The organism is Roseomonas acroporae, assembly GCF_023223525.1.
Lineage (GTDB): Bacteria > Pseudomonadota > Alphaproteobacteria > Acetobacterales > Acetobacteraceae > Roseomonas_E > Roseomonas_E acroporae.
The window spans coordinates 1-23,929 of record NZ_JALPRX010000100.1 but is presented as its reverse complement, the minus strand read 5'-3'; the positions used below and the strand labels follow the sequence as shown (position 1 = coordinate 23,929).

26 protein-coding genes and 1 pseudogene are annotated in these 23,929 nt (G+C 69.1%); 14 read left to right on the top strand and 13 right to left on the bottom strand.

Features of this window, described 5'->3' with window-relative positions; translation table 11 throughout:
- Nucleotides 1-1,491: heavy metal translocating P-type ATPase (locus M0638_RS21280; protein ID WP_248668982.1), on the top strand; the 1,491-nt coding region annotated here is incomplete at its 5' end.
- 119 nt (nucleotides 1,492-1,610) lie between these two features.
- Here the strand turns inward: M0638_RS21280 and M0638_RS21275 are convergent.
- Nucleotides 1,611-2,021: a MerR family transcriptional regulator gene (locus M0638_RS21275; RefSeq protein ID WP_073140505.1), complete on the bottom strand. Its 411-nt coding sequence runs from the start codon at nucleotides 2,019-2,021 to the stop codon at nucleotides 1,611-1,613.
- Nucleotides 2,022-2,114: 93 nt separating this feature from the next.
- On the opposite strand from M0638_RS21275, the gene M0638_RS21270 reads away from it, so the two are divergent.
- The 8 genes and pseudogenes from M0638_RS21270 to M0638_RS21235 form a co-directional block, all read left to right on the top strand.
- Nucleotides 2,115-2,363, top strand: coding sequence for a heavy-metal-associated domain-containing protein (locus tag M0638_RS21270; protein WP_083755472.1), 249 nt, complete (start codon nucleotides 2,115-2,117; stop codon nucleotides 2,361-2,363).
- An 83-nt stretch (nucleotides 2,364-2,446) separates the two neighbouring features.
- A complete protein-coding gene (locus M0638_RS21265; RefSeq protein ID WP_456316052.1) occupies nucleotides 2,447-4,576 on the top strand; it encodes a heavy metal translocating P-type ATPase in 2,130 nt (709 codons plus the stop codon).
- Nucleotides 4,569-5,087 carry a signal peptidase II gene (lspA, locus tag M0638_RS21260; RefSeq protein WP_248668981.1) on the top strand — a complete coding sequence of 173 codons (519 nt, stop codon included), beginning with the start codon at nucleotides 4,569-4,571 and terminating at the stop codon, nucleotides 5,085-5,087. Before M0638_RS21265 ends, lspA begins: the two co-directional genes overlap by 8 nt.
- Nucleotides 5,088-5,100: 13 nt before the next feature.
- Complete coding sequence (locus tag M0638_RS21255) at nucleotides 5,101-5,838, top strand: cytochrome c biogenesis CcdA family protein (RefSeq protein WP_456316051.1); 738 nt, start codon at nucleotides 5,101-5,103, stop codon at nucleotides 5,836-5,838.
- The gene (locus M0638_RS21250) at nucleotides 5,835-6,455 is read left to right on the top strand and encodes a cation diffusion facilitator family transporter (RefSeq protein WP_230453426.1); all 621 of its coding nucleotides are present in this window, start codon (nucleotides 5,835-5,837) and stop codon (nucleotides 6,453-6,455) included. Before M0638_RS21255 ends, M0638_RS21250 begins: the two co-directional genes overlap by 4 nt.
- Nucleotides 6,448-7,443 (top strand): nitrilase-related carbon-nitrogen hydrolase, encoded by a 996-nt coding sequence (locus tag M0638_RS21245; RefSeq protein WP_248668980.1) that lies wholly within the window; start codon nucleotides 6,448-6,450, stop codon nucleotides 7,441-7,443. Before M0638_RS21250 ends, M0638_RS21245 begins: the two co-directional genes overlap by 8 nt.
- A gap of 137 nt (nucleotides 7,444-7,580) precedes the next feature.
- Nucleotides 7,581-7,718, top strand: coding sequence for a hypothetical protein (locus M0638_RS21240; RefSeq protein WP_193009548.1), 138 nt, complete (start codon nucleotides 7,581-7,583; stop codon nucleotides 7,716-7,718).
- A pseudogene (locus M0638_RS21235) lies at nucleotides 7,697-8,368 on the top strand (hypothetical protein); the annotation flags it as partial. The gene M0638_RS21240 and the pseudogene M0638_RS21235, both read left to right, overlap by 22 nt.
- On the opposite strand, the gene M0638_RS21230 reads toward M0638_RS21235, so the two are convergent.
- Together M0638_RS21230 and M0638_RS21225 are read right to left on the bottom strand one after the other, a co-directional pair.
- A complete protein-coding gene (locus tag M0638_RS21230; RefSeq protein ID WP_248668979.1) occupies nucleotides 8,357-8,719 on the bottom strand; it encodes a hypothetical protein in 363 nt (120 codons plus the stop codon). The pseudogene M0638_RS21235 and the gene M0638_RS21230 sit on opposite strands and share 12 nt — an antisense overlap.
- A gap of 5 nt (nucleotides 8,720-8,724) precedes the next feature.
- Nucleotides 8,725-9,249 (bottom strand): DUF6428 family protein, encoded by a 525-nt coding sequence (locus M0638_RS21225; RefSeq protein ID WP_099781011.1) that lies wholly within the window; start codon nucleotides 9,247-9,249, stop codon nucleotides 8,725-8,727.
- 43 nt (nucleotides 9,250-9,292) lie between these two features.
- Here M0638_RS21225 and M0638_RS21220 point away from each other — a divergent pair, with 43 nt between their 5' ends.
- Genes M0638_RS21220 through M0638_RS21205 form a run of 4 tightly spaced genes read left to right on the top strand, consistent with a single transcriptional unit; the run spans nucleotide 9,293 to nucleotide 12,358 of the window.
- Complete coding sequence (locus M0638_RS21220; protein ID WP_099781010.1) at nucleotides 9,293-9,649, top strand: ArsR/SmtB family transcription factor; 357 nt, start codon at nucleotides 9,293-9,295, stop codon at nucleotides 9,647-9,649.
- On the top strand, nucleotides 9,646-10,083 hold the full coding sequence (arsC, locus tag M0638_RS21215) for an arsenate reductase (glutaredoxin) (protein ID WP_230453425.1): 438 nt from the start codon (nucleotides 9,646-9,648) through the stop codon (nucleotides 10,081-10,083). Before M0638_RS21220 ends, arsC begins: the two co-directional genes overlap by 4 nt.
- On the top strand, nucleotides 10,080-11,153 hold the full coding sequence (arsB, locus tag M0638_RS21210; RefSeq protein WP_239370962.1) for an ACR3 family arsenite efflux transporter: 1,074 nt from the start codon (nucleotides 10,080-10,082) through the stop codon (nucleotides 11,151-11,153). Before arsC ends, arsB begins: the two co-directional genes overlap by 4 nt.
- Nucleotides 11,150-12,358, top strand: coding sequence for an MFS transporter (locus M0638_RS21205; protein ID WP_230453424.1), 1,209 nt, complete (start codon nucleotides 11,150-11,152; stop codon nucleotides 12,356-12,358). Before arsB ends, M0638_RS21205 begins: the two co-directional genes overlap by 4 nt.
- 557 nt (nucleotides 12,359-12,915) lie before the next feature.
- Here the strand turns inward: M0638_RS21205 and M0638_RS21200 are convergent.
- The 10 genes from M0638_RS21200 to M0638_RS21155 all read right to left on the bottom strand — a co-directional run bounded on the left by M0638_RS21200 (nucleotide 12,916) and on the right by M0638_RS21155 (nucleotide 23,178).
- The gene (locus M0638_RS21200; RefSeq protein ID WP_230453423.1) at nucleotides 12,916-14,361 is read right to left on the bottom strand and encodes a calcium-binding protein; all 1,446 of its coding nucleotides are present in this window, start codon (nucleotides 14,359-14,361) and stop codon (nucleotides 12,916-12,918) included.
- A 530-nt stretch (nucleotides 14,362-14,891) separates the two neighbouring features.
- Nucleotides 14,892-15,779: a copper resistance D family protein gene (locus tag M0638_RS21195; RefSeq protein WP_230453422.1), complete on the bottom strand. Its 888-nt coding sequence runs from the start codon at nucleotides 15,777-15,779 to the stop codon at nucleotides 14,892-14,894.
- Entirely contained in the window at nucleotides 15,776-16,156 is a 381-nt protein-coding gene (locus tag M0638_RS21190) for a copper resistance CopC family protein (RefSeq protein ID WP_075822439.1), read from the bottom strand. The genes M0638_RS21195 and M0638_RS21190 overlap by 4 nt, the downstream gene beginning before the upstream one ends.
- A gap of 136 nt (nucleotides 16,157-16,292) precedes the next feature.
- On the bottom strand, nucleotides 16,293-16,496 hold the full coding sequence (locus M0638_RS21185; protein ID WP_230453421.1) for a heavy-metal-associated domain-containing protein: 204 nt from the start codon (nucleotides 16,494-16,496) through the stop codon (nucleotides 16,293-16,295).
- Nucleotides 16,497-16,674: 178 nt separating this feature from the next.
- The gene (locus M0638_RS21180; protein ID WP_075822441.1) at nucleotides 16,675-17,184 is read right to left on the bottom strand and encodes a DUF305 domain-containing protein; all 510 of its coding nucleotides are present in this window, start codon (nucleotides 17,182-17,184) and stop codon (nucleotides 16,675-16,677) included.
- A gap of 148 nt (nucleotides 17,185-17,332) precedes the next feature.
- Nucleotides 17,333-17,563 (bottom strand): DUF305 domain-containing protein, encoded by a 231-nt coding sequence (locus M0638_RS29265; protein WP_408903655.1) that lies wholly within the window; start codon nucleotides 17,561-17,563, stop codon nucleotides 17,333-17,335.
- 286 nt (nucleotides 17,564-17,849) lie between these two features.
- Entirely contained in the window at nucleotides 17,850-19,142 is a 1,293-nt protein-coding gene (locus tag M0638_RS21170; protein WP_230453419.1) for a sensor histidine kinase, read from the bottom strand.
- Nucleotides 19,143-19,204: 62 nt separating this feature from the next.
- On the bottom strand, nucleotides 19,205-19,939 hold the full coding sequence (locus M0638_RS21165; protein ID WP_075822444.1) for a response regulator: 735 nt from the start codon (nucleotides 19,937-19,939) through the stop codon (nucleotides 19,205-19,207).
- Nucleotides 19,940-20,056: 117 nt separating this feature from the next.
- The gene (locus M0638_RS21160) at nucleotides 20,057-20,830 is read right to left on the bottom strand and encodes a copper resistance protein B (protein WP_075822445.1); all 774 of its coding nucleotides are present in this window, start codon (nucleotides 20,828-20,830) and stop codon (nucleotides 20,057-20,059) included.
- A 20-nt stretch (nucleotides 20,831-20,850) separates the two neighbouring features.
- The gene (locus tag M0638_RS21155) at nucleotides 20,851-23,178 is read right to left on the bottom strand and encodes a copper resistance system multicopper oxidase (protein WP_230453418.1); all 2,328 of its coding nucleotides are present in this window, start codon (nucleotides 23,176-23,178) and stop codon (nucleotides 20,851-20,853) included.
- Nucleotides 23,179-23,495: 317 nt separating this feature from the next.
- On the opposite strand from M0638_RS21155, the gene M0638_RS21150 reads away from it, so the two are divergent.
- Nucleotides 23,496-23,927 (top strand): hypothetical protein, encoded by a 432-nt coding sequence (locus tag M0638_RS21150; RefSeq protein WP_126281746.1) that lies wholly within the window; start codon nucleotides 23,496-23,498, stop codon nucleotides 23,925-23,927.
- Nucleotides 23,928-23,929: the final 2 nt, after the last annotated feature.

Here is a 23,929-nt window from a genome sequence, read left to right as displayed (position 1 = left end):
GGCTCCACCGAGGAGGTGCCTTCCGACCAGCTCTCCGTCGGCGACCTCGTCCTGGTCCGCCCCGGCGACCGCGTGCCCTGCGATGGCACCATTGAGGAAGGCCGGTCCGCGCTCGACGAGAGCCCCGTCACCGGGGAGAGCATCCCCGTGTCCCGCGGCCCCGGCGAGGCGGTCGTGGCGGGCTCCATCAACGCCGACGGCGCCCTGCGGGTGCGCGTGACCCGAGCCGCTACCGACAACACCATCGCCCGCATCATCCGCATGGTGGAGGAGGCCACCGCCTCCCGTGCACCGACGCAGCGCTTCATCGAGCGCTTCTCCACCTGGTGGACGCCGGGCGCGATGCTCGTCTCAGCATTGGTCATCCTCGTCCCGCCCTTCCTGCTGGGCTGGGACTGGTGGACCAGCGTCTACCGCGGGCTGGCCGTCCTCCTGATCGCCTGCCCCTGCGCCCTGGTCATCTCGGTGCCAGCCGCCATGGCCTCCGGCCTGTCCGCCGGTGCCCGGCGCGGCCTGCTTATCAAGGGAGGTGCCGCCCTGGAGGAGATCGGCGCGGCGAAGACCGTGGCCTTCGACAAGACCGGCACGCTGACCGAGGGTCATCCCAAGGTGACGGACATCCTGCCCGCGCAGGGAACCTCCGAGTCCGACCTGCTGACCTTGGCGGCCGGGGTCGAGCAGGGGTCCTCGCACCCCCTGGCCAAGGCCGTCGTGGCCGCGGCGGAAGCGCGGGGCGTCGCGACGCCGCCCGTTTCCGACCAGGCTGCTGTGCCCGGGAAGGGGGTCACCGCCACGGTCGACGGCCGCAAGGTCAGCGTCGGCAGCCCGCGCCACGCCGCGGAGGCGGGCGCCCAACTCGGCGGACTGGCCGAGGCGGTCACCCGCTTGGAGAACGAGGGCAAGACGGCCGTCGTGATCCTGGCGGACGGCACCGTCGCGGGCGTCCTGGCGCTCCGTGACGAGCCTCGGGGCGACGCGGCCGAGGGCATCGCCGCCCTTTCGCGGATCGGCATCCGCTCCGTGATGCTGACGGGCGACAACGCCCGGACCGGGGCGGCCATCGCCAAGGGGCTGGGCCTGGACGTGAAGGCCGAGCTGCTGCCGGACGACAAGCTCCGCGAGATTGGAGCCCTCCGGTCGTCCGGCTCCGTGGCCATGGTGGGTGACGGCATCAACGACGCCCCGGCGCTGGCGGCAGCCTCGGTGGGCGTCGCCATGGGCGGCGGCACTGACGTGGCCCTGGAAACAGCGGATGCAGCGGTCCTGAAGGATCGCGTGACCGGCGTCTCCGAACTCGTCAGCCTGTCGCGGTCCACCATGGCCAACGTGAAAGCGAACGTCGCCATCGCCGTCGGGCTCAAGGCGGTCTTCCTCGTGACGACTCTGATGGGCGTGACCGGGCTGTGGCCCGCCATCATCGCGGACACCGGCGCCACGGTGCTGGTGACGCTGAATGCCCTGCGCCTCCTCGCCTGGAAGCCCTCGGCATGAGGGACGTCAGCATGTCTGCGCCGGGAAGGGATGCCTCGACGCTGCTGGCCTTCAGCCTGCCCGGAGCGATCTGTTGGCCCGCCTGATCATTCATCGAGAACAACGCGCATCCAACACGTCTACTTCGGCGGGGCAAGCGCCTCGATGATGCGGCACTCCGCCACGTTGCCGTGACGGCACTGCCCGATGAGGGAGGCCAGTTCCCGCTGCAGCGCCTGCAGGTCGGCGATCTTCCGGTCCACCTCGTCCAGGTGCTCGCGGGCGATGACGTCCACCGCGTCGCAGGAGCGCTCGCGGTCCTCGGCCAAGTCAAGCAGGGCGCGGATCTGTTCCAGCGAGAAGCCAAGGTCCCGGGCGCGCCGAATGAAGCTCAGGCGGCCGAGGTGCGGCTCGCCGTAGGTTCGATAGTTCCCCGCGCTGCGGGCGGGCACCGGGAGCAGGCCGACCCGCTCGTACCAGCGAATGGTCTCCACCTTCGTTCCGGTCACCCTAGCAAGGGCGCCGATGTTCAGGGGCTTTTCCACAACCATTCCCTTGACCCTGTAGTGGCTACAGGGTCCATGTAGGGAGCCTTCTGTCCGCGCGCCAACCGGCGGGCACATTCCTGGAAGGGAAGGCAAACGATGGCCAACAGCGAAACTACGGCGCCCGGGACGCGGGTGGACCTGCGCTACCGGGTCGACGGCATGGATTGCTCCAGCTGCGCTTTGAAGATCGAGGACGCGGTGGAGCACCTTGGCGGCACCGAGGACATCCAGGTCAACTACAAGACCGAGACCCTGGAGTTTCGGCTGGATGAGGCGACCACGCCGCGCTCGGCCGTCGAGGATATGATCCGCAAGCTCGGCTACGGCGTCGCGCCTCTGGCGTGACTGGCAAGGACTGGGTGGCGGCGATGGCTGACGGCGGAACGGCTCAACTGGCCCCTGGGTCCAGGTCGGCCCTGCGATACCACGTGGAGGGCATGGACTGCCCGTCCTGCGCCTCGAAAATCGAAACGGCGGTTGGCCGCTTCGGCGGGGCCGAAGACATCCGGGTCAACTACCACAGCCAGGTTCTGGCCTTCCGGCTGGACGAGGCGGCCACGCCGCGCTCGGCCGTCGAGGAGCAGATCCGTAAGCTCGGCTACGGCGTCGCCCCCGTCGAGGCGCCGCGGGTGGTCGCGGGCGAGCCTGGCGCCGCCGCCGACCTGGCGCTTGTTCGCCCACGCCAGCCATGGTGGAAGGGGAAAAAGGCGCGGCTCGCCGCAGCGATCGGCGCCCTCATGGTGGCCGGGTTTGCCGTCTCGCTCGCTGTCCCGGCCCTGGACCACTGGGTCTACCTGCCCGCCGCCCTGCTCGGCCTTGTCTACTTCGGCCGCAAGGCAATCGCCGCGGCACGCGCCGGGTCGCCCTTCAGCATCGAGATGCTGATGTCGATCGCGACCGTCGGCGCCATCGCCATCGGCGCGACCTCCGAGGCGGCCGTGGTGGTGTTCCTCTTCACCATTGGCGAGCTGCTCGAGAACGTCGCGGCCGGGCGTGCCCGCGCGGGCATCGAGGCGCTCGGCGCCCTGGTGCCGAGAACCGCGCTGCGCATCGAGAATGGCACGGCGCGGGAGGTGCCCGCTGCCAGCCTCAAGGTCGGCGACCTCGTCCTGATCCGCCCGGGAGACCGCGTCTCGGCCGACGGCGAGGTAGCCGAGGGCGAGTCCGAGGTGGACGAGAGCTCGGTGACCGGCGAGTCCGTCCCTGTCCCCAAGGCCGAGGGCGCCTCCGTCTTCGCGGGCAGCATCAACGCCTCCGGCGCGCTGCAGGTCCGCGTGACCCGGCCTGCCTCGGACAACACCATCGCCCGCATTATCCGCCTGGTGGAGGAGGCACAGGATGCCAAGGCGCCGACCGCCCGCTTCATCGAGCGGTTCTCGGCCGTCTACACGCCGATCGCGGTTGCTGTGGCGGCCCTGGTCGCCGCCGCGCCGCCGCTTGTCGTCGGCGCAGACTGGGACACCTGGATCTACCGCGGCCTGGCGCTGCTGCTGGTCGCCTGCCCCTGCGCCCTCGTCCTCTCGACGCCTGCGGCCATCGCCTCCGGCCTCGCCGTCGGCACCCGGCGGGGTCTGCTGGTGAAGGGCGGCGGCGCCCTGGAGACCATCGGCCGGATCCGCGCCGTCGCCTTCGACAAGACCGGCACCCTGACCGAAGGGCGCCCGCGCGTGACCGACCTCCTCGCCCTCTCCGGCCCGGAGCGTACCATGCTCGGCCTCGCCGCCGCGGTGGAGAACGGCTCCAGCCACCCGCTCGGCCGCGCCATCCTGGAGCGGGCGGACGCCGATGGCATCCCACTGCGCCCCGCCAAGGATTCGCGGGCCATCCCGGGCAAGGCCGTTGAGGCGGTCGTGACCGGCAAGCGCGTGGCCGTCGGCTCGCCCTCTCATGCCGCCGGGCAGGCGCCGCTCCCGGCCGACGCGGCGCGGACGGTCGCCGAGTGGGAGAGCCAAGGAAAGACGGTAGTCGTCGTCTCCGTGGACGGTGCCCACACCGGCCTGATCGCGGTGCGCGACGAGCCCCGGCCGGACGCGGCCGCGGGCATCCGGGCGCTCGGCGCCCTCGGGGTCGAGGCCGTCATGCTGACCGGCGACAACATCCGCACGGGTCAGGCCATCGCCGGGGCGCTCGGCCTCAAGGTGAAAGCGGGGCTGCTGCCGGAGGACAAGCTGCGGGAGATCGGCGCCCTTAAGGAAAAAGCACCCGTTGCCATGGTCGGCGACGGCATCAACGACGCGCCCGCGCTCGCGGCCGCCTCAGTCGGCATCGCCATGGGCGGCGGGACCGATGTGGCCCTGGAGACGGCCGACGCGGCGCTGCTGAACAGCCGTGTCGTGGACGTGGCCGCCCTGGTCGGGCTGTCGCGCGCGACGCTCTCCAATATCCACCAGAACGTGGCCATCGCCCTCGGCCTGAAGGCGATCTTCCTGGTAACGACGGTGGTCGGCATCACCGGCCTCTGGCCCGCCGTGCTGGCCGACACCGGCGCGACGGTGCTGGTAACCCTCAACGCCCTGCGTCTGCTCGGATACCGCTTTAAGGGCGTGGCGCATGGCTGAGGGCCTGCCCAGGGCGCGCCTCGCCTGGACCTGGGGCGCGGCGACGGCCGCGCTGGCCTTCGCGCTGGACCAAGCGACGAAGTGGTGGGTACTGGCCTATCTCATGGATCCGCCCCGCGTCATCCCCATCACCCCGTTCTTCAACCTGGTGCTGGGATGGAACCGGGGCGTCAGCTTCGGTCTGCTGTCGGCGGACCACCCCGCGACGCCCTGGCTCCTGTCCTCCCTCGCGCTCGCCGTCGTCGTGGGCCTCGTCGTCTGGACGACGCGCGACCGGCGGCCGGGGATGGCGGCCTCGGTCGGGTTCATCGTCGGAGGCGCCCTGGGCAACGTCGTCGACCGGCTGCGGCACGGTGCCGTGACGGACTTCCTGGACTTCCACGTGGCTGGGTACCACTGGCCCGCCTTCAACCTCGCCGACACCGCGATCTTCGTCGGCGTCGCGCTCCTGCTCCTCGTCGGCGGGAGGCGCGACCCGGCGGGCGCGCCGACCTCCGCGGCGCGACCCTGAGGGCGGGACCGCCGTGAACCCGCTCCTCCAGATGTCCGGCCTCCTGACAGCCTTCCTGGCCGGGATGGTCTCGTTCCTCTCGCCCTGCGTGCTGCCGCTGGTGCCCGGCTACGTCTCCTACGTCGCCGGTCGCTCGGTCGCCGCCGAACGCGCGGCGCCCGGTCGCCTCGCCACGGTCGGCCTCGGCCTCTGCTTCGTTCTGGGCTTCGCGACCGTCTTCGTGGCGATGGGCGCGGGCGCCTCGGCGCTGAGCCAAGCCCTGCTGCGCTACCGCTACGAGGCCGGGATCGTGGGCGGCGTGGTGGTCATCCTGTTCGGCCTCATGACCGCGGGCGTCCTGCGGCTGATGCCGCTGCAACGCGACCTCCGCTTCATGCCGACCCTCAGCGGCGGCACGCCGCTCTCCGCCTATGTGCTCGGGCTGGCCTTCGCCTTTGGCTGGACGCCCTGCATCGGGCCGGTGCTCGGCGCCATCCTGGCGCTGACCGCCACCAGCGAGATCAGCCACCTCGGCATCGTGCTCCTGGCCACCTACGCAGCTGGGCTGGGCGTGCCCTTCCTGCTGGTCGCCGCCTTCGCGGACGCCTTCCTGCGCGGCCCGTTCCGCGGGCTGCGGCGCCTCGGCCGTGTTCTTCAGATCGTAGCGGGTGGCGTCATGGTAGTGATGGGGGCGGCCATGATCACGGGCCACCTGACCGACTTCGCCATCCTGATGCTTGAGCTCTTCCCGGGGCTCGGACGCATAGGATGAGCGACGACGACGATCTGCCCCGGGACCTTGGCCACATCACGCCCGCCTACCGCCGGGCGCTCTGGATCGTCGTGGGACTCAACGTCGGCTACGGCCTCGTGGAGATGGTTGGCGGCTTCGTCTCCGGCAGCCAGGCGTTGAAGGCGGACGCTCTCGACTTCCTTGGCGACGGCCTGATCAGCTTCCTCGGCCTGCTGGCCATCGGCTGGAGCCTCGCTTGGCGCGCCCGGTCCGCCCTCATCCAGGGACTGTTCCTCGCGGCGCTCGGCTTGGGCGTGCTCGCCACCACTGGCTACCGGGTGCTGGTGCTGAACCAGCCCGAGGCCGAACTGATGGGCCTCTTCGGCACCGTCGCGCTGGTGGTCAACGTCGCCTCCGCGGCGGTGCTCATCCCGCACCGGGAGGGTGACGCCAATGTCCGGGCTGTCTGGCTATTCAGCCGCAATGACGCCATCGGCAACCTCGCCGTGGTGGTCGCGGCGGGTCTCGTCTGGTGGACCGGAACTGCATGGCCGGATCTCGCCGTGGCCGTCGTCATCGCCGGGCTTTTCCTGCAATCGGCATGGTCGATCGTCCGCGATGCCAGGACGGATCTGCGTGAGGCAACCAATGACTGAGAACGTTCAGCCAGAGCTGCCTCCGGGGCAGAGCACCGGGCCATCCGGACCGGACGCCCAGGTAAGGGTCGCCGCCTGCACGACTCCTGTTCGCATTGCCGACCCGGAGGTGAATGCGGACACCCTGCTGACGACCGCGCGTGCCTGCGACGCACGATTGGTGTCCCTGGTCGCCTTCCCGGAGCTGGCGTTGACCGGTTACTCCATTGACGACCTCTTCCTTCAGGATGTTGTGCTGGACGCTGCGGAGGCCGCCCTGAGGCGTATTGTGGAGGCTTCCGTCCATATCCAGCCCGTCATGGTGGTGGGAGCACCCCTGCGCCACGCGGGGCGCGTCTACAACACAGCAGTGGTGGTCCATGGCGGGCGGGTGGCCGGGGTGGTCCCGAAGGTTCACCTGCCAAACTACCGCGAGTTCTACGAACGCCGTTACTTCGCGTCCGGGCAAGGTACGGAAGGCAGCATGATCCGCCTGGGTGAGCAGCACGTGCCATTCGGTCCCGACCTCATCTTCGTGGCCGAGGACCGCCCAGGGCTCGTGTTCCACGCTGAGATTTGCGAGGATATGTGGGTGCCGATACAGCCGAGCGCCATCGCGGCGCTGGCTGGTGCGACTGTTCTGGTGAACCTGTCGGCTAGCAACATCACAGTCGGGAAAGCCGACACCCGGCGAATGCTGTGCCAAGCTCAGTCGGCGCGATGCACGGCGGCCTATCTGTACACGGCGTCTGGCGAGGGTGAATCGACGACCGACCTCGCGTGGGATGGTCAGACCTCGATCTATGAGAACGGGGTCCTTCTCGCAGAGACCTCCCGGTTCAAGCCCGGAGCCCGGATAGCTGTCGCGGATATCAACGTCAGCCTCTTGGCCCGTGCCCGCGGCTGTTCGGGCATCTTCGCGCAGTGTCGGATGAACCACAAAGCCCAGGTGGTCCGCTTCCGCCATGTTTCACTGCACTCCGGGGCCGACACAGGTTTCAACTGGTAGCCAACGGCCGCGTGCCCCCCCGAAGCCGAGGTCGTCTCCGGCCGCAAGCGAAAGGTCTACACCCTGACGGACAAGGGCCGGGACGCTTTCAAGGTCGGCCTGAAAGCCTGGATGGACGCCACAGCAACCTTGACCAGATGAGCTCCTGCGGCACCGTCAGGGTCGCGCAGTTCGCCTCCGGCCTGCTGATGTGGGTGCTCATCGCCACCGGCGAGATCACCGCGCTCGCGGACTGGATGCTAGTGGCCTTCCCATGGCTCGCGAGGATCGGATGAGCGGCGGCGCCCTCCGGACGCGCGCGGGCCGCCCGATCCCGAGCGCCGTCGCCTCCACCTCGCCCTCTCGAGGCGGCACGGGCGACGAGCCCGAGGCCGCGGGGGGGCGGAGAGGGACCGCGCCGGGCCGAGGGGAAGGGTTCGCGCCACCGGACGCGGTCGCCCGCCTCTTCACCTGGCTTGCCGGACTGCCGCCGCGTCGGGCTCTCGCCGCGGCGCTCGCCCTCGGGCTGCTCTCGGCCCTCGCCCTGCCCCCGCTTCATGCGGTGCTGGTGCTGCTGCTCGCCGTACCGGGGCTGCTCGCGCTGCTCGGCGCCGCGACGTCGTGGCGACGGGCGGGCAGGCTCGGCCTGGCCTGGGGCTTCGGCCACAGCCTCGGGGGCCTGTACTGGGTTACGGAGGCGCTGCTCACAGACCCGGCGCGCTGGTGGTGGCTCGTGCCGCTCGCCGCGCCGGCGCTCGCCGCCGTGATGGCTCTCTACGCGGTGCCACCCGCGCTCGCCGCCTGGTTCCTGCCTCCGGGCTGGTGCCGCCTGGCGGGCTTCGCCGGGGCCTGGACCTTCGCTGAGATGCTGCGCAGCGTGCTGTTCACCGGCTTCCCGTGGAATCCCCTGGGCGGCGTCTGGGCCTTCGCGGCGCTACCAGTGCAGGGCGCGGCCGTGGTCGGCGTGCACGGCCTCTCCCTGCTGACGCTCCTGCTCGCGGGCCTCCCGGTCCTCCCCGACCGCCGCCGGGCCTGGCTCGCGGGCGGGGCCGCGGCCCTGGCCCTCGCCGCCTTCGGCGCGTGGCGCCTCTCCGGCCCGGAGCCGCCGGGGCCGCCGGTACGGCTCGTGCTGGTGCAGGCCGGCGTGGCGCAGGAGGAGAAGTGGCGCGAGGACCGGCGCGCGGCACATGTTCAGGGGAGGCCAGATCGGCGGCTTCGCGCCCGACCCGGCCATCAGCGGGTCGCGCACGACCTCCCAAAAGCGGAAGTCGCAGCCGATGTTCCCGGCGTGTGGCACTGGTTTCAGCAACAACCGCTCGACGGCTTGCAGCAGGGCGAGGCGGCCTGGGCCGCTTCCTGCTCCGCCCGGTGCCGCGGCTTGCAGATGGCGGCCCGGGGCCCGAGCTCGATCACGGCGCTGGTCGCCTCGATCCGGATCGCCTCGACGTCGAAGATCTGCATGGGACGGCCGGGCGGCCCGACTTCGAAGGTCAGGCGGCTGCCCGGCTGCAGGCTGACCCGGGACGCCACCTTTTCGAGGATGGCGAGGAACTTGCCGACCTCCATGTGCTCCGGCTTCTCGGCCGAGGCGGGCAGGTCCTCCACCTGCAGGATCGTCTCCTGCCAGGCATCCGGGTTCCCACCGCAGTCCAGGGTGACGAAGGAGCCCGCCTTCACCTCGGTCACGTGGTAGCCGGGCTCGGTCTGGCGCCCGTCGTAGCTGATGACCAGCCGTCGCGCCGCGTGGGGCCGGAGGGCGTCGAGCACCGCGCCCAGCGAGGCGTCACCCACGAAGCCGATGGTCAGGGGCAGAGCAGGCGCGTTCATCTTCCCTCTTTCACCTCAACGTGTCTTGAGACATTAAGGGGTCATGGACGAAACGCAAGCACTCGATGCCCTCGGCGCCCTCGCGCAGGAGACCCGCCTCCGGATCGTGCGTCTGCTGGTGACGGCGGGGCCGGACGGCATGGCGGCGGGCGCCATCGGCGAGGCGATGGGCGCCACCTCCTCGCGCCTGTCCTTCCACCTCACCCACCTCGAGGCGGCCGGGCTGGTGCAGTCGCGCCGGGACGGCCGGTCCATCCGGTACTCGGCCGTCTACGACGCCCTATCCGGCCTCATCGCCTTCTTGATGCGGGACTGCTGCCAGGGCCACCCGGAGGTCTGCACCCCCGCGGTCGCCGCCCTCTCGGCCTGTGCCTGCCCCTCCCCGGAGCCTGCGGCATGACCATCACGATCTTCCACAACCCGGCCTGCGGGACCTCCCGCAACGTCCTGGCCCTGATCCGGAACTCCGGCGAGGAGCCGGAAGTGATCGAGTACCTGAAGACCCCGCCGACCCGGGACGTCCTGGCCGACCTGATCCGGCGCATGGGCGTGCCGGTCCGCGACGTCCTGCGCGAGAAGGGCACGCCCTACGCGGAGCTGGGCCTCGGCGACCTTTCCTTGACCGACGACCAGCTGCTCGACGCGATGATGGCCCACCCCATCCTCATCAACCGGCCGATCGTGGTGACGCCCCTCGGGGTGAAGCTGTGCAGGCCCTCCGAGGCTGTACTCAATATCCTGCCGAACCCGCAGCTTGGGGGCTTCACGAAGGAGGACGGCGAGCCAGTGGTCGATGCCGCCGGTCAGCGTGTCGCCAAGGGCCTGACGGCATGAGCGCGGCCGTGGACCGCGAGGCCGCCATCCAGCACCGCCGGGCGGCCTTGGGCACCTTCGAGCGCTACCTCACCCTCTGGGTCGCCCTCTGCATCGTGGCGGGCGTCGCGCTCGGCGCCGTGCTGCCCGGGCCGTTCCGGGCGCTCGGCCGCATGGAGGTGGCCCAGGTCAACATCCCCGTCGCGGTCCTGATCTGGGCGATGATCGTGCCCATGCTGCTCCGGGTGGACTTCGCCGCCATGGGGCAGGTCACCCGGCACTGGCGCGGCATCGCCGTGACGCTGGGCATCAACTGGCTGGTGAAGCCCTTCTCCATGGCCTTGCTGGGCTGGCTGTTCATCGGCTGGCTGTTCCGGCCCTGGCTGCCCGCAGGACAGGGAGACAGCTACATCGCGGGCCTCATCCTGCTGGCTGCGGCGCCCTGCACCGCCATGGTCTTCGTGTGGTCCCGCCTGACGGACGGGGATGCTAACTTCACCCTGAGTCAGGTTGCGCTGAACGACGCGATCATGCTGGTGGCCTTCGCGCCGGTGGTCGGCCTGCTCCTCGGCCTCTCCGCCATCACGGTGCCCTGGGACACCCTCTTCCTCTCCGTCCTGCTCTACATCGTCCTGCCCCTCGTCGCGGCGCAGCTCTGGCGCCGGTCGCTGCTGGCATCGGGCGGCGAGGCGGCCCTCGGGCGCATGCTGAAGGCGATCAACCCGGTGTCGCTGGTGGCCCTGCTGACCACGCTGCTGCTGCTGTTCGGGTTCCAGGGCGAGCAGATCCTCGCGCAGCCGCTGGTGATCCTGCTGCTTGCGGTTCCTATCCTGATCCAGGTCTACTTCAACGCCGGGCTGGCCTACCTGCTGAACCGGCAGTGCGGCTCGGCGCACAGCGTCGCCGGTCCCTCCGCCCTCATCGGCGCCTCCAACTTCTTCGAGCTGGCCGTCGCGGCGGCCATTGCCCTCTTCGGCTTCGAGAGCGGGGCCGCGCTGGCGACCGTGGTCGGCGTGCTGGTCGAGGTGCCCGTCATGCTCTCGGTGGTCCACATCGTGATGCGGACGAAGGGCTGGTACGAGCGGGGATGAAGGCCGCGGATCTCGTGCGGCGCCGGGGGGTTGTCACCACCACTCTCGGCATCACGCAGACCCTGGCCTGGGCGTCCACCTACTACCTCCCGGCCGTCTTCGCGGATCCGGTGTGCGAGGCCCTTGGCCTGTCCCGAGCCCTGTTCTTCGGGATCTTCTCCGGCGCCCTGCTGCTCTCCGGCCTCGTCGGTCCGACGGCCGGGCGGCTCATCGACACCTACGGCGGCCGCGACGTCCTCGCGGCCTCGAACCTCGTCTTCGCGGCCGGGCTGGCGTTGCTGTCCTTCGCCTTTGGGCCGGTCACCCTGGCCCTGGCCTGGGCGGTGATCGGCGTCGGCATGGGGTTCGGCCTCTACGAGGCGGCCTTCGCCACGGTGACCGGCCTGTACGGGCGCGAGGCCCGCAACGCGATCACTGGCATCACCCTCTTCGCGGGCTTCGCCTCCACGGTGGGATGGCCTGCCAGTGCCTTCATGATCGACGCCCTGGGCTGGCGGGGTGCCTGCCTCGCCTGGGCCGTGCTGCACCTGGTCGTGGCCCTGCCGCTGAACCGCTTCCTCGTCGCCAAGGTCCCGCCGCCGCCTCCGGCCGCGGCCGCGGTCCCGGCCGACGCGGCGCCGGGCGGGGTGCCCTGGACCATGGTCATCCTGGCGGCCGTCTTCGCCGCCACGACCTTCGTCTCCACCGCCATTGCTACCCACCTGCCGCGGATCATCGAGGCCCTGGGCGCGGCACCGACCGCGGCGATCTTCGCGGCGTCCCTGGTCGGCCCGGCCCAGGTGGCGGCCCGGGTGGCCGAGTTCGCTCTTCTCAGAAAGGCGTCGCCCCTCGTCACGGCGCAGCTTGCCGCGGGCCTGCATCCGGTCGGCGCGGCGCTCCTGGCCTTCCTCGGGCCGGTGGTCGCCATCCCCTTCGTACTGCTGCACGGTGCCGGGAACGGGCTGCTGACCATCGCGCGCGGCACCCTGCCACTCGCCCTGTTCGGCCCGGCTGGCTACGGGCTGCGCACGGGGCTGCTCGCGGCCCCGGCGCGCCTCCTCCAGGGCGGGGCGCCCCTCCTCTTCGCGCTGGTGCTGGATGCGCTCGGACCGCACGCGGCGCTCATGCTGTCCAGCACCCTCACCGCGCTGTCCCTGGTCGCGCTGCTGGCTCTCACACGTCGAGTTCGCGATCCCGGCGCAGATCGACCCCGCCGCGGAGTCTGAGCACCGGATCTCGGCAGCGCGTTATGTCGGCTTCGCCGCTTCCAGATCTCGAGAGCGGCCATGCTGCTATCGGCCAGACCACGCCGTAGCAGACGAGCTCCAGCGGGCCGCTTCGATGTCCGCCCACGAGGGTGCAGTGGACGCTCGGGCGGGAGACATGACGACCCCGTCAGCCCTGACTAGCGGGAGGTGTGCCGGCCAGAGGATCATGCCCGCCGCCCGGACGCGCGTCGGGCACAGCCGGGGAGGGCGCGGCCCCGCCCCGTTCCGCGGCGCCCATCCGAAAACCCAGCCAGTTCGGGCCAACCTGCCCCTCTGGCCGGGAACCAACGCACGATAAGCCTAGTTTCGGCGACGTTCTGACCGACGCCGAGATCCGCACGGTGCTGGCGTTTATTAAGAGCACTTGGCCGGAACGGGAGCACGCTTTGCAGGGACGCCAGACTCGTCCTGGAGGAGAGAACTCCAGGTGATTGGGTGCGGAATCCGGCGGGCTTCCCTGGTGCCCCGGTCGCGGGCCCTGCGCCACGCACTGCGGCGCAGGGCCGCTAAGCGAACTAGGCCAACAGGTAGTCCTGCTGCACATCAGTGGTCGTGGTTCCGTCCCGGAAGAGGTACAACGAGCCCTCATCCGTAATGGCGGGATCGTTCACAAAAGCTCCGCTTGTACCTGCATCTGCATTGAACATGAAGTCGTCCTGAGCCATCTCGCTCTTCGTAAGGCCTTCGAGCAACAGAGACCCGGTTCCCTGATCCGTGGTCCAGCTGACCAGCACTCCACCAGTCGTGTCGGCCACCGTGACCTCATCGGGCGTGATGTCACGGAAGGCGATGTGGTCGAAAGCGCCGGGGCCTGCATCAAAGCCACCTGTGACCACGTCGTTGCCGCTGTCGGGAGACACGATGAAGGCGTCGGCACCGTCCCCGCCGTTCAGGACATCGTCGCCGCCCCCGCCCTCGAGCATGTCGTGACCGGCACCGGCGTACAGGGTGTCCTTCCCGTCCTCGCCCATGAGGTTGTCGGCCTGGTCACCTCCGAAGAGCTGATCGTCCCCGGCGCCGCCTACTAGGTGGTCCTGGCCCATGCCGCCGTCCAGAGTGTCGTTTCCGGCATCACCGGTGAGGTTGTCGTCCTCGGCTGCCCCTGACAGCCGGTCATCTCCCCCGAGACCGAAGTAGAAGTCGCGCGCGTCCGTGCCCGCAAGGGCGTCCGCCTGCGCAGCGCCGATCTGCACATTGAACTCGTCGAAGTGGATGGTGGTGGCGGGCGTCGTGCTGTCGGTGATGTCCGGCGCGAAAACGTTGAAGCCCTCATCCTTTGCGAAGCTGACGGCGGATACGTGGTCCGCGTCGGCACTGGTGGGCTGGAGAAGATAGCGGTCATCCGCAAACATAAAATCGTCCTGGGCGAGATCCGCCTTCTCGATACCCGCCAGCAGCACCGAGCCCTCTCCATCCGCCCAGCTAATCTTCACACCAGCAGCCGTGTCCTGGAACGTCAGCTCCTCCGGCGTGATCTCGCGGAACGCGATGTGATCGAGGATGCCAGGCCCAGCCTGGAAGTCGACGACAATGTCGTGGCCGCTGGTAGGGTCGACGATGAACGCATCGCCGCCCAGCCCACCGGAGAGCACGTCGTTTCCAGCGCCGCCCTCGAGGTCGCCGTGGCCCACCCCTTCGCTGAGGTAGTCTCGCCCGTCCGCTCCCCGAAGCCCGTCGGCGGCGTCGCCACCAATCAGGAGGTCGTTGCCTTTGCCTCCATCTATATGATCCATACCCGCACCGCCGACGAGGACATCGCTTCCGCGACCGCCGAGCAGGTCATCGTTCTGAGCATTGCCGAGGAGGATGTCCGCGTTGGCTCGGCCAAACTGAACGTCCATGGCGTCTGACCCGGAGAAAAAGTCGAAGTGCGCCTGTCCAATGCGCAAGTCATAGTCACCGAACGCTCTCTGGAAATCGCGGCCACTGCTCAGCCCAAAGTGCTGCGGATTATGTGCCATAGCGTTTTCCTTGCACGATGAGGAATGTACCGGCCGGGCAGGGTAGGCAGTTCCAAGCCCCCGCAGTGACCGGCCAATGAGAACGGCTCAGTCGAACAGCGGATCACCGTGCAACAAAATGATGTAGTGTCTACCTGTGGACTGAGCGGACAGGGAACTGCGCGAACTTCGTTTAAGCCGCCGCCAGATTCACATAGGACAACGCTGTAAACCGCCAACGGCTGGCGCTGCCATGTACTGGAGTGGAACCCCGGGGCTGCACATGGAAATTGGCGTAAGCGATCACGTCGGCAGACCTACCAACCGACGCAAGCTCGGACGCGCCCTCCGGGTCTGAATTTGCTGCCACCAAACTCCGGTGCGGATACCCGCATGGCGCTGATGGCACGTCGCCCGGAAGAGCAATAGTAGCCGCTTTACCTTCCCCGACGCAGCGTGCTGCCAGTGAGTGGGGCCGGATTCCGCGGTGCCGCGCCTTCACCACGTCCAGGGCCTGGACCGGGAGGGAATAGGCGCGGCACCGCTGGAAGCTATCCCTCGCCCTGGGGGCTGGTGGACGTCATCTCGGCCACGGCCCAGAACACCAAGACCATGACCGCGATCTCCCACCCGATGGAGACAGCAAGACGCCTTCCCGCTCCGGGAGTGCCGGCCGCAAGGGCAGGCGTCAGCCGGAAGCGGTGCCATGCCGCGAAGCCGAGCAGGACGCCCACCAGCGCCAGCTTGGTCATCAAAGCCCAGCCATACGCCGTGGTTAGCAGGGTCTCGAGGCTGCCCACGAGAAGCCACGCCAGCAGCGCCCCGGCGAGAACCAGGCCACCCACGAGCCAAGTGGCGGCCCTAGCCCAGCCCTCGACCAGCCGTGCCGCCTCCGGACCGCCCCGCTTAGAGGCCAGAGCGAGCGGCCAGAGGCTGCCGGACCAGAAGGAGACCGCAACGAGGTGCGTCACCAGGGCTGCCGCGAGGAGCCACCGTGGCTGGTGCTGCGTCGTATGGCCGACGGCTGTGAAGCTGGCTGCAATCGTCAGGATACCTGCGGCGCCGACGACGAGGCTCGGCTGCCCCATCCAGGTAGCAACCGCCACCGCGAGCAAGCCCGTCCAGGCGATCAGGACGGAGATCCCCGGACGGGAGGTGACCATCATGTCCCAGACCTCAGCGTCGAACGGATCCCCGTCCGACGCCAAGGCAACCTGCGTTGCCAGCCAGAGTAGGCTGGACGCCAAGCCCAGTGCCACCATGGTCCGGGTCAGGCGACGGCACGAAGCGGCGTCCTGGGGCGTCTGTAGGCGGCTGAAGCCGATGGCAAAGACGCCCAGCCCAGCGGCCCCGAAGCAGGTGACGTAGAAGGCGATGCGCCACGCCGCCGAGAGCGCCCGGTAAAGGTCCGGCTCCGGCCCGAGCAGCTCCAAGATCACCGCGAAGATGTCACGGCAAAGCGCACTGCGCCGCTCATGACATGGCCGTCGCCGCCCATGGCCCGCCATTCGATCCGGTAGGCTCCCGGCGGGAGCGACGAGGGAACGGTCGCGGTCGCGTGGCTCGCCGCCTCCCGCCCGCCCTCACGGCGGATCTGCCGCTCCTTCCCGGCCTCGTCGAGCAGGCGCAGCGACGTCACGCGGCACTCCTCGGTGAACATCAGGTGCAGCGCGCGCGGAGACGAGTTGAGGGTTGCGCCGTCGCCTGGATCGGAGGAGTGCAGCATCGCATGCGCGGACGCAGCACCGGGAGCCATCAGGACGGCAAAGGCCGCAGCGAGCGCGCCGTTCCGAAGGAAGGCAAATCGTGAAAGCATGGTCTCTCCTGTAGAGGCGATTCCGCGACTGGGATGACGGCGGAAGCCTTGCAGGATGAATAGGCGGGACACCGCAGTGCGGCAGCGGCAATCGCGCACCAATTTATTTCCGCTGCAGGCCGACGCCCGCCTACAGTCAACCAGCCATTCCGGCGGCTTTCCAGCCTGCCGTGTACAGGGCGCTTCGAAGCGCCTCGCCGCCAAGGCGGCCGCCGTTGATGGAAATCGACTTGTCTTCGAGCCGGACCTCGACCTGTGCTGAAGGGTCGGCTTCCTTCACCACGGCAGTCACGCCCTTGGCGCAGCCTTCGCAGTGCATGTTCTCGACGATGAAGCGCATGGGCATTCCCCTTTCCACGACAGTCGCCGGGAGGTGGGGCTTCCCATTGTGGCAAGGTCAAGGGGAGAGACCTGCGCGCCTAGATTCCGGGCAAGCGTCCACGCTCCGGCTTCCGCTACGGGGCGGCCTAGGCAAGAGGGGGAGGGCGTCCGGAGGAGCGGAAGCGCCCGTTCCGACGTTATCGGCCTGTTATAGCCGCGCTTGCCACCCGCGGCTCCAGGTCCGGCGCCCCTGGAGCGGTCGGATTGCGCTCGAGGTCGGCGATCAGCTGCTTCATTTCCCCAATCTCGCGGACCTGCGCCTCGATGATCTGGTCTGCCAAACGTCGCACGCGCGGGTCGCGGATATGGGCGCGCTCGCTAGTCATGATGGCGATGGAGTGGTGCGGGATCATGGCCTTCATGTAATCCACATCACCGACCGTCGCCTGACTGCGAACCAGGAAGAGTGACGCGGCGAACACGACCGCCCCACCTGCGACAATGGCCAGGTTCGCGCGCTTGCTGTGATACATCTTCAGCATGAACAGCATCATGATGACGGCCATCGCCCCGCCCATCATGAGGGCCATCCACGTCCGCGTCTGGCTGTAGAACACATGCTCGAATGCGTAGGTGTTCAGGTACATAAGCCCGAACATGACGACCGTGGACACCAGGATCATCGCGCCGAAGCGGAGGTAGCTCATCTCTATTTCCTTGGAGGTGCGACCGCGGCGTGCGCGGGCCGGTTAGCCCAGGCATGGCGTCCGGCCAGTCAGCGACAACCGCCCAGAGCCGCAGACCGCAGACCGTGGGCCGTGGGCCGTGGGCCGTGGGCCGTGGGCCGCGAAAGTCCTAGCGGGCCGGGTGCCGTGACATCCAGGTCCTCAGTTCGGCGATGTCCTGCTGCTGCTTCTGGATCATCTCCTGAGCCTTACGCTTCATCTCGGGATCACGCCCGTGCTCGACTTCGACCCGTGCCATGTCGATGGCGGCCTGGTGATGCCGCGCCATCATGCTGGCGAAGTCATGGTCGGCGTTGCCGGTCATAGGCTGGGCCGCCATGTCGCGGTTCATGGCCTCCATGGCAGCATGGTACCCCGCCGAGGCCCCCTGGTGACCGGCTTGCTGGCCCGCGGCGCTCTGGGCCGACGCGGCGCCAGCCCATAGGAGCGCTGCCGCGGCCGCCGCAGTGGCCTGAATAGCGTGACCTCTTGTCAACATCGGGCTCGTCCTTCCTCGCTGTTTATGCGGCGCAGTTTAGCGATTCAGGGAGAACTTCCTGCCACGGGGTACCGCGACACGTGCCCCGGAACCGGCGCCGATCCGCCTGGCCCTAACGCCGTGCAGCGGCTGTCCGGCGGGCGCCGGATTACATCGTTTTATTACTTGGCTGGCCGTCGTCGGCGCCCTGCGGCCAGCGAGGAAGGGTCAGGGTGACCACGGTCCCACGCCCGAGCGCACTCTCGACGGCAAGATGCCCTCCGTGGGCTTCGACGATGGCCTGGGCGGTCGAGAGGCCCAGGCCGCTGCCGCCGCCCGCGGTACGGGCGCGGTCCCCCCGGAAGAACGGCTCAGTCACCCTGGGGAGGTCTTCGGGCGGTATGCCGGGTCCGCGGTCGCCCACCCGCACCAACACTGCGTCGGGGAGCGCTTCGACTTCGATCCATGGATCGCGCCCGTGCCGAACGGCGTTCGCGACCAGATTCGTCACTGCCCGCTTGATGGCGACCCGGCGCCCCGGGGCAACGGCGTCGTCAATGCGCCCTTCCTCGACCGGCGTCCCCGCATCGGCAAACTCGTCGGCCACGGTGCGGACGAGCGCCGCGATCGACAGCGGCAGGACGGCTTCACCGCCGTGCCCGCCTCGGAGGTAGGCGAGGACGTCGGAGACCATCGTCTCCATCTCGGCCAGATCGCGTCGTATCGGCTGCTGAACCTCCTCCGGCAGATCCTCGGCCCGGAGACGCAGCCGGGCGATCGGCGACATCAGGTCGTGAGAGAGCGCGCCGAGCGCCAGGGTCCGCTGGCGGAAAGCGTCACGGGTCCGCATGGACATGTCGGTCAGCGCCTCCGCGAGTTGGCGGACCTCGCGCGGGCCGGAAGCAGAGAGGGCTGGCGGCTCGCCCTCGGGGTCGAGGCGGGAAACGGCCTTCGCCAGCGCCGAGACCGGCGCCGAGACAGAACGGGCCGCGAAGCCGACAGCCAGGAGAAGGGCTAAGCCGACGGTAGCCGCGTAGGAGTGCAGCACGCCCTGATCGGCCGATAACACGGTGAAGGAGGCGAGCTCCACCTCCAGCCAGGAGCCGTCTTGTAGGCGGGCCACCGCTCCGATGCCGACGAGCCGGTCCGACGCGGCCTCGTAGCGTCCGGGGCGCACGCGCAACTCGGTCGCCACGCCGCTCAGGGCCGCTGTTCGGGCCGCGACGGTCGGCCACTCCTCGCGAGAGGGGTGCTCGGGGGTGGGGGCCGCGTCGCGGCGCCAGTGCACCTCCAGGTCCGCCCGCGACAGGGCATGGGCGATCCGGTCCCTGTCGCCCTCCGGTGCCGATGCTACAGCATCCAGGATCGTCGCCAGGCGCTGGGCTAGCAGCTCCTCGGTCCCCCGCTCCACGGCATGGCGGAGCAGCACGTCGTGAATGCCGACCATGGCGGCGAAGAGCACCGCGAAGCCAATTGTCAGGGTCGCCAGGGTCCGTGCTGCAAGGGACTGGGGGAGGAACCTTCTCACCCAGACCAATCCACGGGGCTCGACAGCAGGTATCCTACGCCACGGACCGTTTTGATGAGGCCCGGCTCCCCGTCCTCGTGGGGCCTGGATCCGAGCTTGGCCCGCAGCCGGCTGATCTGGACGTCCATCGAGCGGTCCAGCCCGCCGTAGGGGCGGTTCCGGGCGATGTCCAGGAGCTGGTCCCGCGTCAGGATACGCTGCGGCCGCTCCACGAACGCCAGGAGGAGGTCATATTCGCCGCTGGTCAGCTCGACCGCGACGCCGTCCGGCCTGAGAAGCTCGCGACGCCGGGTATCCAGGGACCACCCGGCGAAGTGCGCCACCTCACGGCCCTTACCGCCCGCGTTATCCTCAGGGCCCTCGGCCCTGCGGAGGACAGCCCGGATGCGGGCGACCAGCTCCCGGGGGTCGGCTGGCTTCACAACGAAGTCGTCCGCCCCCAGCTCCAGCCCGACAACGCGGTCCGATGCCTCGGCCAGGGCGGTCAGGATGATGACCGGGATCCGTCCCTCGGCACGGAGATCCCGGCAGAGCTCGAACCCCGACTTACCCGGCAGCATGATGTCGAGCAGCACGAGGTCCACCTGGGCCGATGCCAAGAGGCGTCGCATCTCGATGCCGTCGCGGGCGCCGCTGGCGCGGAACCCGCTGCGGCGCAGAAGGGTGAGCAGGAGCTTGCGCAGTTCCCCATCGTCCTCGACGACGAGAACGTGTCGCCCCTCTCCCGACATAGGTGGAAGGTTGGGGGCGGGCACTCCGCGGGAACCGTCGCTTCCAGGACGCTCGGTCAACGCGGCCCTCCGACGGAACCTTCGTCCTCGCAGCAAGCATTCATTCGACGGGCCCGTTCAGAAGAACAGACGAATGCCGGTGACGAATTCAATACCCTCGGCCTTCCCCCCCTCAGCGCGAGCGTACTTGGCGGCCTCGCCGAAGCGCCTTGTATAGTTCACGCCGACATAGGGCGCGACCTCGCGGGTGAACTCGTACCTGAGGCGGAAACCTGCCTCTATGTCATTGAACCCGCTGTTAATGCCGAGTTCCGGCACGCGCTGGGCAGCGACGTTCACCTCCAGGTTCGGCTGCAGCACAAGCCGCTGGGTGACGTAGACGTCGTAAGAGAGCTCAAGCCGCGCCGAGAGGTCGCCCCTCTCGCTCACGAAGCCCTGGAGGTCCACCTCGAACAGGCCCGGGGCCAAGCCCTGAATGCCGATAACGCCGTAGGTGCGGTCCGGCCGCGGACGCGGGTCGTAGCGGACACCCGCCTGGAAGTCCCAGAAGTACCCGATGAGGCGGGAGTAGAGCAGCTGAATCTCGGCATTCTCGGCGCGGCGCCCGCGCTCAAGCTCGCCCTGCGTCTTGATCCAGACCTTGTCGTAGTCGGTGCCGTACCAAGCCTGACCGTCCCAGCGCGCAATATTCGGTGCGCCGTTGAGGCCGACGCCCCATTCGAGCTTCTCGAAAAGGACGGCGCCGAAGTAGACCTCGTGGGACGAGGCGCCGTGCGCGCCCGGATCGTGTACCGCGTTCTGGGAGGCGGCCTGCTGGGCCGACGCCCCGCCGGCCAGGGTGAAGCCGAGCAGGGTCGTGAGAAGGGCGGCCGCCTTGGTCGTAAGTCGCATCGGGTGTCGGTCCTTCGTGATCAGCCGTTAGACGCGACGCGCGGCTGACGTCGGATCTCGACCTTCCGCATCATCCCGGTCTCCATGTGGAAGAGCATGTGACAGTGGAAGGCCCAGCCGCCCTCGGCATCCGCCTCCACATCCACATCGAGTGTGCTGCCAGGCTTGACGCTGATGGTGTGCAGCAGCGGGTTCTGGGCGCCGTTGCCCACCTGCGGCTGCATCCAGACGCCGTGCAGGTGCATCGGGTGGCTCATCATGGTCTCGTTGATGAACCGCATCCGGACCCGCTCGCCGAGGTTCAGCACGATTGGTTGCGCCTCGCTGAAGCGGTTGCCGTTAATGGCCCAAAAGTAGCGATCCATGTTGCCGGTAAGGCGCACCTCAATGATGCGGTTGGGCTCGCGTACCGGGTAGGGATTCGAGAGCGCCCGGAGCATGCGGTATGTCAGGACACGGGTGCCCGGAGGCGCCCCGGTGTTCACCGCGAACGGGTCGGGCGGCGCCATCCCCCCGTGGCCCGCATGCGCGCTGGCCGCGGAAGTATCGACCTGACCCACTTGGCCGGTGCCCGGCGCGCCGTGGCCCATCGCCGAGTGGTCCGGCGCAGCTGGGGCGGCGCCACGCTGGTCGCGCCGCTGCGCGGGCTGCTGGCCCTGGCGCCCCTGCTGCCGCTGCGGCCGGGGCTGCTGACCTCCCTGCGGCCGCCCCATGCCCGGCATGCTCGAGTGGTCCATCCCTGGCGTGCTGGAGTGGTCCATGCCGAGCATGTTCGAATGGTCCATGCCCTGCATGGAGCCTTGGCTCGCCTGGGCCAACCGGAAAAGGCCCGCGCCCGGCACGGAACCTACCGGAAGGTCCGCGACGGCAAAGCGGAAGCCCGGATCCCGTGCCAGGGACGACGAGCGGCCCATGCCCGGCATGTTGGAGTGATCCATGCCGGGCATGTTCGAATGGTCCATGGCCGGGGGCCTGGCCGGGGCTTGGCGAGCACCGCCCGTCCCCCGGGCCGGGGCGCCCTGGTTCATTCCCGGCATATTTCCGTGGTTCATCCCGGGCATGTTCGAGTGATCCATGCCCTGCATGCCGCCCTGGGCACTGCTGGAACCCATGCCGGACATCCCCGAGTGGTCCATGCCGCCCATGTCCATGGATTCCATGGGGGCGATCTGGCCGGGCCGGTCCGTCTCGGGACGCAGGGTGCCGCGGTCCAGGCCCTTGGGCCCGTAGTTGCCGCCCATATCGGCCATGGTCAGCAGCGGCCGCTCGCGGTGCGGGGGCAGCGGCATCATCGGTAAACCGTTCTGGGTGGCCAAGCTGGCGCTCGCGAAGCCTTGGCGGCCCATGGACTCCGCCAGGATTTGGAACTGGCGCCCGCCCGCGGGGCGCACGAGCACGTCGAAGGTCTCGGCTGGGGCGATGCGGAACTCGTCCACAGCCACCGGCTGCACGTTGTTGCCGTGCGCCTGGACAACGGTCATCTCCAGCCCGGGGATGCGCACGTCGAAGTGGCTCATGGCGCCGGAGTTGATGAAGCGCAGGCGAACCGTCTCGCCGGGACGGTAGACCGCAGTGAAGTTCTGCTCGGGCGTCCGGCCGTTGACCAGGAATGTGTAGCCCGTGACGTCTTCGATATCCGTCGGGTCCATCCGCATGTCGCCCCACATCAGCCGGTCGCGGATGATGGCCTCGCGCGCCTGTGCGTTCGGGGCGCGCGCGAGCTCGTTGGCGAGGCTCGCCGCGGTGCGCTTGTTGTAGTTGTAGTAGCCCGCGTCGCGCTTGAGGTTCTGGATGACGCGGTGCGGGTTCTCGTCTGTCCAGTCGGAGAGCTGGATGATGTAGTCCCGGTCGTAGCCGTAAGGGTCGGGGCGCACCGGATCGATGACCAGCGGACCGTAGAGGCCAGCCTGCTCCTGCGTCCCGGAATGGCTGTGGTACCAGTACGTGCCCGACTGCACGAGTGGGAAGCGGTACTGGTGCGTCTGTCCTGCCGCGATGCCCTGAAAGCCATCGCTGATGCCCGGCACGCCGTCTTGACTGCTCGGAAGGATCAGGCCGTGCCAGTGAATCGACGTCTCTTCGCGGAGCCGGTTGGCGACGTTGATGATTACCTCCTCGCCCTCGCGAAAGCGGAGGACGGGGGCCGGAACGGAGCGGTTGACCGCGATGGCCGGGCGGCTGCGGCCGGTGATGTTTAACGACACGTGCTCGATCGCGAGATTGAACTCGCGGGGCATCGCCCGCCCGACGGCCGGCTGAGCCAGGGCGGATCCCGGAAGAGCCGGAGCCGAGAGGGCGGCGATGCCAGCAGCGAGCATCTTGCGCCGCGACAGCGTAACCTCAACCATGCTCGGAAGCTCCTTCGTGAAATGACGGGAGGCGTGGCAGTGACGGCGCGCTGCGGTTGCGCGTGCTCAGCGAGCGATGCCGTGCACCATCACCGCCTGTTGCATTGGATATCTACGGTCGCCCCGGCTTCATCAATCGCGCTGAGGCTCTGGCAATAAAACGTAAGAATTGAGCGAGCCTTCCGGCAACGACGGCCCGGAAGGGAGCTTGTACGCTGCGCCTGGCTGCCGCCCCTCGCGGGAGCGCCCCGCCGGACACGGGATTCCATCCGCATCCGCCAGCCCGGTCCGGCGTGGCATGGCGAATAGGAGGACGCATGAACGCCGCTTCTCGCAGTGGGTGGGCCGCACGTCTCGTCGTGGGCCTGGGCCTCGCGCTCACAGCCGTGGCTTGCGCGCCGCAGTCCGCGCCACAGGCTTCCGCACCCACTTCCGCGGAACTTCCGGTCCAGCCCGCGGGCCGTTCCACGACGACGCCGGGCGCCGCGATGCAGCGTCCGGACAGCGCGGGCATGCAGGGCATGGACCACTCCAACATGCCCGGGATGAACCACGGGAACATGCAGGGGATGTCGGGCATGCAGGGCCACAACATGTCCGGCATGAACATGCAAGACATGATGGCGCACTGTCGCCAGATGCAGGCGGACGCCAGCGCGGGACGGCCGATCCCGCCGGACATGCAGTCCATGATGGCGCACTGCAACATGATGGGCGGCTCGTCCCAGGGACGGTCCCGCTCCCGGTAATC

Coding starts and splice junctions, on each gene's coding strand:
- M0638_RS21165 (WP_075822444.1), bottom strand. CDS start 19,939: ATGTCGGGAGAGGGGCGACACGTTCTCGTCGTCGAGGACGATGGGGAA.
- M0638_RS21240 (WP_193009548.1), top strand. CDS start 7,581: ATGAGCTCCTGCGGCACCGTCAGGGTCGCGCAGTTCGCCTCCGGCCTG.
- M0638_RS21150 (WP_126281746.1), top strand. CDS start 23,496: ATGAACGCCGCTTCTCGCAGTGGGTGGGCCGCACGTCTCGTCGTGGGC.
- M0638_RS21205 (WP_230453424.1), top strand. CDS start 11,150: ATGAAGGCCGCGGATCTCGTGCGGCGCCGGGGGGTTGTCACCACCACT.
- M0638_RS21190 (WP_075822439.1), bottom strand. CDS start 16,156: ATGCTTTCACGATTTGCCTTCCTTCGGAACGGCGCGCTCGCTGCGGCC.
- M0638_RS21250 (WP_230453426.1), top strand. CDS start 5,835: ATGAGCGACGACGACGATCTGCCCCGGGACCTTGGCCACATCACGCCC.
- arsB (WP_239370962.1), top strand. CDS start 10,080: ATGAGCGCGGCCGTGGACCGCGAGGCCGCCATCCAGCACCGCCGGGCG.
- M0638_RS21155 (WP_230453418.1), bottom strand. CDS start 23,178: ATGGTTGAGGTTACGCTGTCGCGGCGCAAGATGCTCGCTGCTGGCATC.
- arsC (WP_230453425.1), top strand. CDS start 9,646: ATGACCATCACGATCTTCCACAACCCGGCCTGCGGGACCTCCCGCAAC.
- M0638_RS21245 (WP_248668980.1), top strand. CDS start 6,448: ATGACTGAGAACGTTCAGCCAGAGCTGCCTCCGGGGCAGAGCACCGGG.
- M0638_RS21185 (WP_230453421.1), bottom strand. CDS start 16,496: ATGCGCTTCATCGTCGAGAACATGCACTGCGAAGGCTGCGCCAAGGGC.
- M0638_RS21180 (WP_075822441.1), bottom strand. CDS start 17,184: ATGAGCTACCTCCGCTTCGGCGCGATGATCCTGGTGTCCACGGTCGTC.
- M0638_RS21200 (WP_230453423.1), bottom strand. CDS start 14,361: ATGGCACATAATCCGCAGCACTTTGGGCTGAGCAGTGGCCGCGATTTC.
- M0638_RS29265 (WP_408903655.1), bottom strand. CDS start 17,563: ATGGAGGCCATGAACCGCGACATGGCGGCCCAGCCTATGACCGGCAAC.
- M0638_RS21160 (WP_075822445.1), bottom strand. CDS start 20,830: ATGCGACTTACGACCAAGGCGGCCGCCCTTCTCACGACCCTGCTCGGC.
- M0638_RS21275 (WP_073140505.1), bottom strand. CDS start 2,021: ATGGTTGTGGAAAAGCCCCTGAACATCGGCGCCCTTGCTAGGGTGACC.
- M0638_RS21225 (WP_099781011.1), bottom strand. CDS start 9,249: ATGAACGCGCCTGCTCTGCCCCTGACCATCGGCTTCGTGGGTGACGCC.
- M0638_RS21220 (WP_099781010.1), top strand. CDS start 9,293: ATGGACGAAACGCAAGCACTCGATGCCCTCGGCGCCCTCGCGCAGGAG.
- lspA (WP_248668981.1), top strand. CDS start 4,569: ATGGCTGAGGGCCTGCCCAGGGCGCGCCTCGCCTGGACCTGGGGCGCG.
- M0638_RS21270 (WP_083755472.1), top strand. CDS start 2,115: ATGGCCAACAGCGAAACTACGGCGCCCGGGACGCGGGTGGACCTGCGC.